Source organism: Stenotrophomonas sp. TWI587, assembly GCF_039674145.1.
Lineage (GTDB): Bacteria > Pseudomonadota > Gammaproteobacteria > Xanthomonadales > Xanthomonadaceae > Stenotrophomonas > Stenotrophomonas maltophilia_AY.
In genome coordinates this window covers 530,590-545,084 of sequence record NZ_JBDJMW010000002.1, presented here as the reverse complement: position 1 = coordinate 545,084, position 14,495 = coordinate 530,590, and the positions used below count along the sequence as shown (strand labels likewise).

The window sequence follows — 14,495 nt, the reverse complement described above, 5'->3', positions numbered from 1 at the left end:
TCCCAATATACGACAAATGAACCAGCCGAAAACCGGTTGGCTCCCGGCCCGAGAGCGACGCGACCCGCTCTGGCCCGGTCTCTACTTGGCCGCAGGGATCAGGACGATGGGACATAGCTGGAAGGAAGACCGCACCAAGAAGCGCCTCGCCACGCGTTACGAGGAAGTCCGCAAGGTCGATATTCGTGACTACACGCGCGAGACCTCGCTGGACAACATCGCGATCAACCGCGCCTACCGGGTTAACGGCGCGCATGTCTACATCGACATCGTCAATCTGCAGGACATGCTCAACTGCACCAATGTTGAAGGCGAAACGTGCCACAAGCGCGCTCTCCGCTTCCTGAATCAGCATTACCGCGCCGTCCACCGCATCCTGGTAGAGAGCGAGACGGTCCGCGTGGATTTCCACAACCAGCGGCTGCATGCGGTGGTCACCAAGCCCTATGGCGATGCCGATGAGCGTGCACGGATCGAGCGCGCGGTGGCCATTGCCCAGCTGACCATCGACGTGCTGGCCGAAACTGGAGATACGGATGAGCACATCCCCAATGCCCAGGTCCGTGTTGGTATCGACAGCGGGATGGCACTGGCCGTCAACAACGGGCGCCGCGCCAGCCGCGAGCCACTCTTCCTGGGCTCCCCGGCCAATCAGGCTGCCAAGTGTGCCGGCCATGGCGTGGCAGAGGGTATTTACCTCACCCATGGTGCACGGGCGCTGCTCGAGCTGCCGGCGCTGAGTGGCGACAAAGACCGCACCACGCCACTGACCAAGGACCAGGTGGCGGCCTGCGTTGAGGCGGCAGGCTTGGGCGTTTCCAAGACGCGGATCATCGAGCTCTGGAAGGAGGAGCAGGAGGACCTGCCCATTGGCGAATTCGAATTCAGCCGCCCCACCCCGCCGATTTCCGATCTGGACTTCAGCCTGCTTAGCGCTGCCAAGTCCAAGCGCTTCGAGGGTGTGTCGCTGTATGCAGACATCGACGGCTTCACCAACTTCGTAGATAAGCATCTGGATGAGGATCCGCAGCATCTGGTACGCGCTCTCCACGTGCTGCGGTCAGAGCTGGATGCGGTAGTGCACTTGGACTTTGCCGGGCGGCGCATTCGCTTTATCGGCGATTGCCTGCAAGGCGTGCTGCTGGAAGGTACCTCAAAGGAGACCGACACCGAAGCGACGGTGAGTACAGCTGTACAGTGCGCAGGCGCACTTCGCAGCAGCTTCGCCGTGGCCATTGACTACTTGAACTCCGAGGGTTCGATCACCGAGGAGCTGGGTCTGGCCATCGGCTTTGAGCTTGGGCCGCTGGCACTGTCCCGGCTGGGAATGAAGGGCAGTTTGGTGCGCTGCGCAACCGGCAGGGCGGTGCTGGCCTCGGAGGCCGAACAGCGGCAGTGCGATGGCGTGCAGACCGCGATCGGTGAGAAGGCCTACAACGCCGGTACCGACGCAGTTCGTCGAGTGTTCGCATCTGACCGAAAGGTGGCCAACCTCGATTACGCGGCAGCGGTGGAAGAACTGGCCGCGTCGGGTGACCCAGTGGCCAAGGCGGTGTTGGCGGCCCATTACGCAGAGGCGGCCCCCGCGGTGGTTCCCGGCCTTGAACAGCCGATCCGCCCGCACTCAGATATCCACTGATGGCGTTGGCCTTCGAATTGCTGCAAGGCGTGGCATCGGACTACGGTGCCACGCTGCATCGCGCCGCAGGCGGAGGGAGGGCTGAGATCTCGGTCACTCGTCCAGGCGGGGCTGTGCATGTTTTCACCCTGGCGATTTCCATCGCCGGGGAGCACGTGTCTGCTAAGGAAGCCCCAGGACACCACCAACTTCCGCAATTCTGCCCTGACAGACACATCAACCCCAACCAAAGCTTCTGCCTGGGATGGGGTGACGGTAAGCCGGGGCACATTATCGACGAAGCGGCAGCCAGACAGTGGTGGTCGACGGTGTATCGATTCTTGGCCCATCAAATCAGCGCGAATGTACGCAGGGTCTTCCCAGGTGCAGAAAACGGCCGCGCCCATGGCGACGCGGCCAAGCATCAAGCTATCGCGGAGCAGGCGGCCGAATGCCTGGGCCCAGAATTCAAGGCGGCGGCGCAAGCCGGTCTGTTCGAAGTCCGGCAAGATGTGCGGCCGGGAAAGCGTCGACTGGAGCTGTGGCGTGGCGATCAACTGATTGCGCGCGTCTCACTTCGCAGCAATTCCCTGATTTCCGGAAAGCTGGCCTGCCCCTGCGGTTGCCGACCGAAGCGCACGACAGCGGAATGCGCGGACCACGCCGAAGCTCTGGCGACCTATGTCCTGGAGCGGCACCGCTGCGCGCTAGCCGACAGGGCCTTCCTTGATCAATGCGCTGCAGCGGGAATGGCTTGCTGCGGGACCTTGGAGACATGCGGTCTTCGCAACGCCATCCGGCGCAAGCAAGTCGGATGCACGAAGAAAGAGAACCCTCAACATGCAAGAAGTTCGAGATACTGGCGACCGCCAGCCAAATCAAAGCGACCGCGTTAACGCTGCATGGCAGCAGCTTCAACTCGTTCTTGGCTTCTTCTCGCGAGTGGACACGAAGCTATCGGTGGGTCTGGGCATCAACCTGGGCATGCTGGCGATGCTCTCCACCCGAATCCCCAAGCCAGAAGATCTCACCCTGCTTGTTTCAGTCGTTGGCGTGCTGTTCCTGACGCCCCTCACTTTGAGCTTCTGGAACCTGTGGTTGGGCTATTTTCCCGATCTTCGCGGCGGATCAAATTCGCTGATCTTCTTTAGTCGAATCGAAAAAATGACCGAGTCTGAGTTCCTGCGCGCGTGTGAAACCAGAACGCTGGATGGGTTTGAGCGCGACGTGTTGGGCCAATGCTGGAGGAATTCCAAGATCCTGGTCGCTAAGTTCAAGTGCTTGAAGAGGTCTTACCTCGCTACCGCCCTGACCATTGCACCTTGGATGGCGCTCATTACCCTGCTGCCACCGCCTGTAAAGTAGCAGCACGCTATCGATCCGGTAAAGTCGGCACCATGGCACCTTGATTGAGTGAATCCCCCTCGAATCAGGTGGGGGCGTCACCCCTTGGCAGCCATTGCATTTGGCTTTCGGGAAACAAGAGGGCCGACGGTCGCCAGCGTCTTTCCCTCATACAGTCCTCATCCATCGCCATTGCACCCCATCGAGCCACCAGCTCGACAGTACGTCCATGGAACGACTGCCTCACCGGATCGAGGGAAGCGGCGTGCGTGATGTCGCCCTCGCCGGCATACGTCCCAGCGGCGGCAATCCATCTCGCAGATGTCCGACTTCGGCCAGAAGTGGGCATCTACCCTACCCACGATAACGAATCCTAATCATGAAGCTGGATGCCTCCTCCCGCGTTTGGCGGAGGACAACTTCCGGCCCAAAGCACCTCACAACCCGGCGTCCGAGTCTTCTGCTCGACTGCGTCTTCTACGCCGCCCTCTACTCCGCGATTCCCAGTGCATCATGCTTTCTGATTTGATCTTCCGGCTAAACACCGGCTCTGGATGCCCTATCCATGGGGGGGGGCGCTCCTCAAGGGAGATCGCTTTTCGGAACGTTGCAGGAGTCGAACGCTACCGGGGTGTCTCCTAGCTCCTCACAAGCGGTCGCTAATGACACGAGGAACTCAACCGCAAGCTTTCAAGCTTTGAAAGCCCAACCGGCGCAATTTCGCATTCCCAACCATGCGATTTGAAAGTGCTTCCACGCCTAATTGCCCGCAATTAAGTGCATTGCAATCAATATGTTAGCCGTATTGCAGGGGGTTGCGCGCACGAGTAGAGTTGTTGTCAGTGCGCGACCTTGCGCGGCCAGACCACGACTGAGTACGGCAGATGTCCGAAGACTCGCTCGAAACGAAGTACCTGCGCACCTTCGGCGCTGTTCTGTCTGCGGCCCAGACCGCGAGGATCCTTGGCTACAAGAGCACTGCGTCGTTGGCCAAGGCGCGCGCACGCGGGTCGCTGCCCTTCCAAATGTTCCTGCTGCCCAAGCGCCGCGGCTGGTTTGCCGACACTGTCGATGTTGCCGCCTTCGTGGATTCTGCGAAGGCATCGTCCGGCGGCTAGCCGCATTTCCCAACCCACCAGGAAGCCCTGAGCATGAGCTGAAACCGCCCTCTCTGACCCCTGGAAATGACAATGCCCCCGCGTCAACGAGGGCATTAGCCTCTCGAAAGACCGAGAGGTAGGAAGTACTAAACACCAACAGGTTTAGGCTCCTTCATTTCTTCCGCGAAGTCAAGCCGCCAGTGATGGTCGGCCAGACAGGTGTTGCCATTACATGGGCCGGCATATGCCGACCCGAGTGAAGGTTGCGCCCTGGCCCGCCCCGTCCCTCGCGGTGTGGTGCCACCGTGCACCTAATCCGGAGAAAACCATGCTTTCAGGAGCTGCCTGCCCGGTAATGTTCGACACTGCCCGGGTCAATCACCCCAACCTGCGCCCCACCGAAACTTCTTATGCCGCTTGGCCTGTACGCCGAAGCCGGCTAGTCGCCACTCTGCGCGGCATCACCCGCCACTACCCCGTGATGACTGCCGCGAACAGTCACCATGACTGGCTAGCTGGGTACGCGGCTCGCTTCTTTCAGTTTCGGTGCCATGCCCTTGCCGCTCCTCCGGTCACCGCCTCCCCTGCCGGCGACCGGCTAGGGATTCAATGGGAGAGGCGTCATGGCTAGTCTTCCCCACCCTTCAGTCACCTCATCAGACACCCCGCCCGCGTCTAGCAAGGAGGCGTACACCGCTCGCCCACTCACGCCCTCTGAATCCACCAGACTGGACGCCTACTACTACCAGTCACCAAGGAATAACCAACGCCTGGTTGCTGTCGTGGAACCATGCCGCTTGGCCTTGGCGCTGGATCTGGAGTTTGATCCAAGCGTGGCAACCTATGTTGAGCGCCCTCGAACATTACTGGTGCGTGGCCGAGAGGTTGAGCTCTGCTTCTGGATCTCCAGGAAGTGTGGCACCGAAAGCTTCATCGTATTCCGCAGACAGGCCGCCGCCACTGTTCCGGCGCTCCGCGCCGAACAGCAGTTTTGCGCCGAACTGATGGAAGCTTCACAGCTTGCGGGTTTGGACCTTGCAATCCGGAAGGTGCAGTCCATTCTTGCAGCACGGGTGGCCAATGCCACGCGACTTGAGCTGCTTCCTTATGTGCAGGCAGCTAGACGGTCGCGAGGAATCAGTGTCTTCATTGACGCAGTGATGACCCACATGAAAAGGCACCCAGTCAGCTCTTTCCATGCAATCGAAACCAGCCTGCGCCCGACGTTCGATTGGCGGGATATTCGCAGTGCGACCTGTCTTCTGGTACATCGCGGAGACTTGGCGATCAACTTCAATGAGAGGCTTCGGACCTCGTCGTCAGTTACGCTGGGGGCAGACCAATGAGCGGGGTGAGTCGCGAGGAGCTACTGTCCTGGGACCTGCTTAGTCCTCAAGGGCTGACATCAAACCAACTCAAGTCCTACCACGCTCGCGTTGACGCAGTTCATGCCGTCGCCGCAGGCTCCTCGATCGCTGCGGTCGCGAAGCGTCACGGGCTGAACGCCAAGACGCTTGCATTGACGCTGCGAAACGCACAGCAGACGTCCCAAGATGGGCGGCCGTGGGGTTGGCGCGCCTGCCTGCCCTACAGAGTAAGAAATTCCAGCCAACGCCTTGTCGCAGACTTTCCAGCCGCTGCGGGACCGGGAGCATTCAATTCGTTCCTGAGAAAGCTACCGGAGTTTGAAGAAATGCTCATAGGCTACGCCGGCCCACTGCCTTCGAGAAATGAGCGCAGCCCCAAGTTCGATCGATTCTTCAAACTACTGAAGAAGACTGTGCAGAAGTCGGTTCCGGCAGATCGCTACCCAGCTAACGATAAATCATGCGCGAGGAGAAGCGTCCTGCAGTACCTAAAAAGACTGCGTCAAGGTTCTCTGTTTGTAGATGATGGCTTCGAGATAGAGGACGCAACCCTCGCCAGCCAGCTGAATGAGGTGTTTGCACTACAGATGGGGGACTGGGTGCAGTTCGACGGGCACTCTTTCGACACGAAGTTCAACGTTGAAGGCGAGGACGCTGATGGAAACCCGTTCTTTCAAACGATCCCGAAGACCTGGTTGATTGTCGGCTACTTTGCGCTACTGAGGCTCTGCTGCAGCTGGAGGCTATCCTTCTCCACCAATTACAACGGGACCGAGTTCAATGCAGCATGCGCAGATAGCTTACGGGAATGGTTCATTCGTGACCTCGTTGCGCCCTCAATGACCTATGAGCCAGGGGCGTGCATCGGATCCTTGTCCGCAATTGGATTTGTGGCAACAGGGGCAATTACGAGTGTGGACAATGCGATGGCTCACAAGTTACGAGTCAACAGGTTGCGAATGGCGTCGGAGCTGATGGGTGTCATTCACTTTGGGCGCAGCCACGTTCCTGAGACGCGTGGTCACCTCGAGGCTTGGAACAAGCGGATGGAAGAAGCGGTGATTCGAAAGCTACCGGGGGGATTTCGGCCAGCGGGCGAGCTGTCAGATGCGATCAAAACGAATGGCTACAAATTCGAGAACTTCCCGCTACAGCCAATGGCGCTTGAAGATCTCATGGATGTCACCATCTCGGCCTCTAACGTTTCGCCGATCAACACGCTCCAGAACCGTACGCCAGTGCAGGCACTTCAATCTTTTGCAGCGTCTGGCGGCTGGCTGTTCGCCACCAAGGATCACGAGGATCGGGCTCGGTCACTCTCCAAGGACAATTTCACCGTAACCATTCGGGGAGATCGACATGACAACCGTCAGCCCTATGCGCGCTTTGGGCACGCGAAGTATCGCGCCGCATCAATGAAGAACAGATGGGACTTGTTAGGCCAGAAGTTCGCGGCAGAGGTCGACATCCACGATGGAAGGTTCTTGCATCTTTACACCGCGTCAGGAGAGCTGTTCGTAGTACTGAGGGCGCTCCGGCCCTGGGGTCGCTCACCGCATAGCCTTGCGCTTAGGCGGTTAATCCAACACCGAAGCCGAACGGATGGATTCGAGATCAGTGGTGCAGAGGATGCGGTCATCGCGTACAGGGAGCATGTAAGAAGGAACTTCAGCTCAGAGCACGGCGCTGCGCTTGCAGCAACGCGACACCGGCGTGATCTAGATGCGGCATCTGACGCTGCACTGGTGGCTCAGGAAGCGACACTGCCTTTGGCCGAGATCGGCCAACAGCGAGCACCTGCAGAGGATTTGTTCGTACCCATTACCGGTCGGGTCAACTTGGGTAGGAAGGGGCCGAAGCAATGACCACGTTCAACTACAAAGGAGAGCCCATCATCCCGACCCGCGGCATGGAAGATGCTCTGACCAAGATCATCTCCGCACTTGAGGTTGACTACCGCGGTATCGGATTTCATTCGCTGACCCGGTTTGGAAAAAGTACCCTCGCGCAGTTCATCTGCGCCAACACTGAATGGACAGAATGCAAGTACGTGGCCAAGCAGGCAAACCTCCGGGTACTTGGTCCTGGAGAGTCGGCATTCCTGGACTGGTTCATTTCACAGCTCGGCTCACAAGTGATCTCACACCAGGCTGCTGACCGAAAAATCGAGAGGATCGTTAATACCGTTGATCTGATGCTCAGGTCTGCAGGCGGCGGATCGCTATTCTTCATCGCCGATGATGCAAACTTGCTGGAGCAAGCCGCCTTTCAACATTTCATTACAATCGATAACGCGCTGGAGAAGAAGGGCATTTCGCTCTTTGTCATCTTCCTGTTTCAGGACAATCACACTTCCAGCCGGCGCGAAGAGATCAATAGAACCACGGTCACACCTCAGGTCCGTGGGCGCTTCTTGACCCGCTACCATCGCCTGCATGGAATTCGAGGGGCCCTGGACGTTGAGACGTTCTTGGAGCGCTTCGAGGACGAGGTAGAGGCTAGCGCCGGAGCCGGCGTTACCTTGCCCAGGAGCCTTGCGCCAGAGCTCTACGACGGGGAGTTCCGTTTACGGCATTTCAGTGAGCAGATCTGGAATGCCGGTTGCAGCTGTCGCGCCGCAGCCGGGCACTCCAGTCAAGATGAGTGGCCTCTCAAGGCTATGCGCCTCATTGCGTACTACTTGGCGACCAGGGTCATCTGCAAAATTGGCTTCAAGGAGGTCACGTCTAGTGACATTGAAATGTCGGTCGCCTTCTCGGATCTTGCTGCCTTTGATGGCGAATCGGGAGCGCTGACTTTCACAGCAGATGGAGGCATCAATGGATAGCGACAGTGAGGTCAGAACTGTAGCCCACCTACCGCCAGCGTGGAGTGCCGGCATTTCCCCGTTCGGATTCGTTGTTCAGACGCTGAGATTCAATAGCCTTTACTGCAGTGATGGTCATGGTGCGTTCGGCATTCGCCCAAGGTACACCGAGGATTTGTGTCGTCAGCTCTGTCTCTCTGCAAAGGCCAGAACTTCGATTGCGGCAAGAATTCCTGCTGCGTCTATCCTCGCGCCACTGTGGCAGCCAACTGCTTGGCAAGCATTCGGCGGTTCTGCGACGCACTGGCATCCATACCTGTCGGGGTGTACTGAGTGCATGAAAACTGGGTATCACTCGATGTTGTTCCAGATGCCTTGGGTCAACCGGTGTCCGTGGCACTCGCAACCCCTCTCATCTCAGTGCGACCATTGCTCGAGACCGCTATGGCATGGCTTTCGCTCCGATGCCCCTCCCCTACTATGCCCATGCGGGCATGACCCGGTTTCGAGCCGGAATACCCTTGACGAAGAAGGTAGGATCGAGGACCTTCGTGGCAGCTGGATAAAGCGATACCTTCGCTGGGCCGGGGCGAGTCGAGGTCGGCGAACGCTGATCGGGGTGGGAGATGATCTGACGTCCGCCGAGGAGGCGGCAGTCCTGTTTCGCGGCAGGGCTTACCCTTGGTACCGACCGAAGTACGCCTCGTCGGACGTGCTCATCAGGGCGTCTACCGTACGTCATGGGCAATCCGTCGAAGCTCGCTCCCAGAAGGCCGCGTTCTCGCGCCTTGCCCCGTCCATGGGGCCAGGTCGTGACTTCTTTCTTGAGCTTCCTCAGGCGCTTGAAAGACCGATGGCGCGTATCACGGCCTCAGTTGCGGCGAAGTTCCGCGAGTCGACCTTCTCGGCACGTGAGCGAGCCTGCTTAGGCTTGCCTGAGGCCTCGGAAGGTGGGGGGCAGCCATCCTCGCGCGCTTCGGTTGTATTGCTCCCCGCCTACAGAGTCCGCGAGCACCTGTTCCTGGATGGCCGTGTATTGGGTAGGCCCACACAGGCGGTCCTAAGAGAGATCGCGCAGGCAATGTCTCTCCTCCCGTCTGACAACCCTGCGATCGAGGCCCTGGCGCGGGCATACGAACGGGTACTGGGCCGCGGCTTCGCGAGCTCCGCCCTTCACTTGCTCGGCCGACTTGACGGCTCTGCTACCGATGATGAAGCCGCACTGATCCGCCCAGTGGTGTTGATCAGACATAGAAGGAGCTCGTGCCTTCTGACTCTGGCGTGGCTGGGCTGCGCCCGCAAGGAGCGAAGCAGAGCCGGCGGTCAGGTGTAGTGGATGGAGGATCCTTCCCTGCCAAACCTGGACCGCCCCTTACTAGTTCGTTGAGATGCAGAATTGTCTGCATCGGATCTCCGAAGGGCGGAATTGTCGGCATCTGACCTTCCACTGGAAGGAATGTCTGCGACTGGCATCCTAGGCACAGAAAGATCTGCGTTGGATCATGGAGATTGTGGCGTTGCGATAGAATTATGACCCAAGAAATCAGTGACTTAGCTTGCCGTCAAATCTCTGCGACGAACATGGCTGCCGCGGATAAGTTGCCCATTTCACCGTTGCACTAGGGGCATCCGGGGAAAGTGATCATAGACCTCTGCCCAACAAGTAATAAGGGCGTGTGGAACAGCACTCATGCCTGACTCCGCTTCTCGCCTAGCACCTTGCGTCACCGATTGCGCCGAGTTCTATTGGGAATGTCTTTCATCGGACTGTTCTAGCTGGTTTTAGAAGTTGTAGGCCGAGCTATCGCGAGCGATTGCGACACAGACTGGCAACCTAACTTTGGCCTTTGTGCCCTGCTCTGTCGGGCACGTGCAGGTCGTGTCCTTGTCGGTGGTTCCAGATGCCATGCAGTACAGCTCAGGCTGTGACTGGACGGTACAGCCATCAAAAACAGGTGCAGACCACGGCTGAAAATCGATCCCGGGTGGAGGGTCCGCTCCCAAGGGCGCCAGGGCACTTGCCGCAAGCGAAGCACCGGACCCCTGCTCCACTTTCATGTCTTTGGCGGCGCGCGGCTTGGAAACGTAGAGCCAGCCCAGCCACAAGAAGATGATCACCGTTACGCAAACGGAATCGAAGCCGCGGTCCGGTGCCTCTACATGGAGCAAACGCGTGCGTCATCCACGTCAACAGGTTTTCCGCTGGACGGGAACAGCGTGTTGTAACGCTACAGGGTTGACGAACGGGGCATCCAGCCCACGCCAATCACACGCATTGCAAACTTTGTGACACACATCTCGAATGAGCGTTGCAAAGTACTGACTTCATGTTGTATTAATCATAGGCACTCACAGCCGATGGATCGGAAACGTAAATGAGTTCAAGGATGAACGCATTACCCGCTTGCCTCGCTGCAGGCCGCCGCCTCTTCCCCCACTTTTTTGCGCTCCCTACGCGATTTTATTGATCGCGGGGTCGCTGTCCCTTGCCGTTTCTAAGGTCGTGAACGCCAATTGTTGGGGATTTGTCTCGTATGCTCGCTCTTCGCAACGTCAGCAAGATCTATCGGACCGGAAGTGTGGAAACGACGGCGCTACGTTCCCTCGATCTTCATGTGAAGCCGGGTGAGTTTGTCAGCGTCACCGGTCCTTCCGGTTCCGGGAAGTCGACGCTGCTCAATCTACTCGGCCTGCTTGAGGCGCCCAGCGCCGGCGAGTACCTGATCGACGGCGCGCTGTCCCACACGTTGTCCGATTTCGAGCGATCGCGCCTGCGTAACGAGAAGATCGGCTTCGTCTTCCAAGGGTTCAACCTTGTGCGTGATCTCACCATTTTCGACAACTGCGACATACCGTTGCGTTATCGCGGTATGCGTGGAACCGAGCGCCGCACGCGGATTGAATCCGCGCTGGAGCGTGTCGGTCTCGCTTCGCGCGCACGGCACTTTCCAACGCAGCTATCCGGTGGCCAGCAGCAGCGCGTTGCCATGGCGCGCGCACTCGCAGGTTCGCCACGCGTGCTGCTTGCCGATGAGCCCACCGGCAATCTGGATACGCATATGGCAGAAGAGATCATGGCGATGCTGGAGGGGGTCAACCAGGCCGGCACTACCGTGGTGCTGATCACCCATGACACGGCATTGGCGGCCCGGGCGCATCGGCAGATAAGGATGCTGGACGGTATTGCTTCCGAGATCGACACCGTAGTCAGCGATGCCTTGGCACTCAACGTGTCGGCGCTGGCATGAGGTCCCCCATGACCCACACGCTTCTGTTTGGCTACCACCTGCGCATGGCTCTTGCCAGCCTGCGACGCAACCTGCTGCTGACCAGCCTGATGGTGGTTGCCATCGGCGTGGGCATCGGTGCGGCCATGACCACGCTCACCGTGTTCATGGTGCTCACCAATGATCCACTTCCGGACCGCAGCGAGCGTGTTTTCCATCCACGACTGGATGCACAGGACATGTCTGGCTATGCCCCCGGCGGCGAGCCACATGATCTGCTGACCCGGCTCGACGCAGAGCAGCTATTGCGAGAGAAGCGCGGCGTCCGCCAGGCCATGATGTACGCCGGCTTTAGCGTAATCGAGCTTGACCAGGGCGACGACATGCCGTTCCGCCAGCGCATCCGCTACACCTCGTCCGACTTCTTCCCGATGTTCGGCGTGCCTTTGCAGCACGGCCAACCCTGGTCGGCAGCCGACGACGAGGCGCGTGCACGCGTGGTGGTCATTGGCGCCGATCTGAACCAGCGCGTTTTCAACGGCGGCAACAGCGTGGGCAAACTGCTCCGCATCAATGGCGAGCAGTTCCGCGTCATCGGTGTCGCTGCACCGTGGCACCCGCAGCCGACCTTCTACGACCTCAACCGTGAAGGTGGCTTCGCCGAGGCGGACCAGTTGTTCCTTCCCTTCTCCACATCGCGGGCGCTGCGCATGGGCTTTGCGGGAAACCTCGATTGCTGGGGCGAGGTGGACAAGGAAGAAGGTCAGCTTGGGCTGAATTCTTCGTGTGCGTGGGTGCAGTACTGGGTGGAGCTGGCCAGCGCACAGGACGCAGCGGACTTCCGGGCTTACCTGGAAAACCATTCCAGCCAGCAGCGACAGAACGGCCGCTACCAGCGTCCCGTCAATGTGCGTCTGGACAATATTCCACGATGGCTGGATTACAAGCGCGTAGTGCCCAGTGACGTCCGCCTGCAGACCTGGCTGGCGTTCGGATTCCTGTTCATCTGCCTGCTCAACACGACGGGCCTGCTACTGGCGAAGTTCCTGCGACGCGCGCCGGAAATCGGCCTGCGGCGGGCGCTTGGCGCACCGCGCAGCGCTGTGTTCCAGCAATGCCTGGTCGAAGCCGGCCTGATCGGCATCGCGGGCGGCGCCTTCGGCCTGCTACTGGCGTGGTGCGGCCTGTGGCTGGTTCGCCAGCAGGCGGTGGGTTACGCCGCGCTTGCCGGGATGGAGGCGGGCACGCTGTTCGGCACATTCTTGCTTGCCCTGGTTGCCAGCTTGGCGGCGGCGGCGTTCCCTGCCTGGCGAGCCTGCCTGGTGGCTCCCGCCAGCCAACTGAAGAGTCTCTAAGGCCGCTCATGGATATCTCTCTGGTTCTCGCCGCGCTGCGGCGCCACAAGATCATCGCCAGCCTGGTCGTGCTCGAGATCGCATTCACCTGCGCGGTGATCTGCAACGCCGGCTTCCTCATCGCCGAGCGCATCGAACGCGTGCAGCGACCGTCCGGATTGGCCGAAGACAGCCTCCTGCGCCTGCAGCTCAGTGCCGCCAAGCGCGGCGATCAGGACGCGCTCGCACAGACACGTACCGATCTGGCCGCGCTGCGCGCCATCCCCGGCGTGCAGTCTGCAACGGTGGTCAGCCAGATACCTTACGGCGATTCCTCGTCCAACAGTGGCGTCAACCTGCGGCAGGACCAGGACGCCCCTACGCTGGATGCATCGGTGTACCTGGCCAGTCCGGAGGCGCTACCCACGCTGGGACTGAGTCTTGTCGCCGGGCGTGATTTCAGTGCGCAGGACTACATCGACTGGCAACCCGGTACCGCGCCGGGTGAGATCAACATCCCCACCGCCATCATCACCCAGGCGACGGCAGACCGCCTGTTCCCGCAGGGCAACGCGGTCGGCAGGCAGTTCTACAGCTGGGGCAGCCAGCCCACCCAGGTAGTGGGCGTGGTGGAGCGGCTTACGCGGCCAAGCGAGACCGATGATCCCAGCAGCATGGAGTACTCGATGATCTTCCCGGTCAGTGTGCCCTACACCTCCGGTGCCAACTTCCTGGTGCGTACGCAGCCCGGACAGCGCGACAGCGTGCTGGAACAGGCGACCGCCGCACTGCGCGAGAGCGGTCCACCACGAATCTTCGGCCTCAACAATGGGTCCATTGAATCGCTGCGCGACCGCTACTATCGCAACGACAAAGCAATGGCGTGGCTGCTCGCGCTGATCTGCGTGTCGCTGCTGGTCATCACTGTCGCCGGCATCGTCGGCCTGGCCAGCTTCTGGGTGCAGCAGCGCACGCGCGCCATCGGTATCCGCCGCGCACTGGGCGCCACGCGGGTGCAGATCCTGCGCTATTTCCAGACCGAGAACCTCCTGCTGACCCTGGGCGGATCACTGTTGGGCGCACTGCTTGCGGTGGCCCTGAACCTGTTGCTCATGCAGTTCTACGAGGTGCCTCGCCTGCCCGCAGCCTACCTGCTGCTTGGCCTGGCCGTGCTGGTTCCCCTTGGGCAGTTGGCCATCCTCCAGCCCGCCCTGAAGGCGAGCCGCGTGGAACCGGCCACGGCCACGCGCAGTGCCTGATCAACCATTCCGTCCGTTCCGTGCATACGGTTCGCGGCGACAACGCGCACGGAGAAGGCATCTCGCCTTGTCCCTGCAGGAGGCCGGCGGGCTCGTTGCCGGCCACAAAGGAAGCAGAGGGAATTAGAAGTTCCAATCAACGTCAAGACAACGGAGGTTTCATGGATAGCAAGCTCAAAGGGTTGGCCGATCGCCTGAAGTCGAGGATCGAAGGCTCTGCAACTCCCTTGGTTGGTGCCAGCGACATGACTGATCTGGTTGATGCGCACCTGGACCTGGTAAGCGCAGCACATGGCTCGGGCCACACGTCCGGACACAAGTCCGGCCACGCCTCTGCTGGTGGTGGTGAAGTGGAGATCCGGCCAGAGTCCTGATTGGCTGGCCTGACGCTTGGGTACCGGCGCTTTTCGCCGGTACCCTCTCAACCGCAGCGCGCCCAT

At 60.0% G+C, this 14,495-nt stretch carries 10 protein-coding genes; all 10 read left to right on the top strand.

The genetic code is table 11. The annotated features are described in order from the left end of the window. Positions 1-106 precede the first annotated feature (106 nt). The 10 genes from ABE464_RS05485 to ABE464_RS05440 all read left to right on the top strand — a co-directional run bounded on the left by ABE464_RS05485 (position 107) and on the right by ABE464_RS05440 (position 14,429). A complete protein-coding gene (locus ABE464_RS05485; protein ID WP_346471090.1) occupies positions 107-1,639 on the top strand; it encodes an adenylate/guanylate cyclase domain-containing protein in 1,533 nt (510 codons plus the stop codon). Positions 1,640-2,344: 705 nt separating this feature from the next. Further along, positions 2,345-2,983, top strand: coding sequence for a Pycsar system effector family protein (locus ABE464_RS05480; protein ID WP_146027614.1), 639 nt, complete (start codon positions 2,345-2,347; stop codon positions 2,981-2,983). A gap of 863 nt (positions 2,984-3,846) precedes the next feature. After that, positions 3,847-4,080: a hypothetical protein gene (locus ABE464_RS05475; protein ID WP_102789238.1), complete on the top strand. Its 234-nt coding sequence runs from the start codon at positions 3,847-3,849 to the stop codon at positions 4,078-4,080. Positions 4,081-4,859: 779 nt separating this feature from the next. Continuing rightward, positions 4,860-5,408 carry a hypothetical protein gene (locus tag ABE464_RS05470; protein WP_346471089.1) on the top strand — a complete coding sequence of 183 codons (549 nt, stop codon included), beginning with the start codon at positions 4,860-4,862 and terminating at the stop codon, positions 5,406-5,408. Positions 5,409-5,413: 5 nt separating this feature from the next. Next, the gene (locus ABE464_RS05465) at positions 5,414-7,294 is read left to right on the top strand and encodes a hypothetical protein (RefSeq protein WP_346471088.1); all 1,881 of its coding nucleotides are present in this window, start codon (positions 5,414-5,416) and stop codon (positions 7,292-7,294) included. Further along, entirely contained in the window at positions 7,291-8,256 is a 966-nt protein-coding gene (locus ABE464_RS05460; protein ID WP_102789240.1) for a hypothetical protein, read from the top strand. The genes ABE464_RS05465 and ABE464_RS05460 overlap by 4 nt, the downstream gene beginning before the upstream one ends. A gap of 2,513 nt (positions 8,257-10,769) precedes the next feature. Continuing rightward, positions 10,770-11,483, top strand: a complete 714-nt coding sequence (locus tag ABE464_RS05455; protein ID WP_346471087.1) for an ABC transporter ATP-binding protein — start codon at positions 10,770-10,772, stop codon at positions 11,481-11,483. Between the two features lie 23 nt (positions 11,484-11,506). Further along, positions 11,507-12,817: an ABC transporter permease gene (locus ABE464_RS05450; RefSeq protein WP_346471138.1), complete on the top strand. Its 1,311-nt coding sequence runs from the start codon at positions 11,507-11,509 to the stop codon at positions 12,815-12,817. A gap of 8 nt (positions 12,818-12,825) precedes the next feature. Beyond that, complete coding sequence (locus tag ABE464_RS05445; protein ID WP_346471086.1) at positions 12,826-14,055, top strand: FtsX-like permease family protein; 1,230 nt, start codon at positions 12,826-12,828, stop codon at positions 14,053-14,055. A 161-nt stretch (positions 14,056-14,216) separates the two neighbouring features. After that, positions 14,217-14,429, top strand: a complete 213-nt coding sequence (locus ABE464_RS05440) for a hypothetical protein (RefSeq protein ID WP_148045917.1) — start codon at positions 14,217-14,219, stop codon at positions 14,427-14,429. The last annotated feature ends 66 nt before the right edge of the window (positions 14,430-14,495 follow it).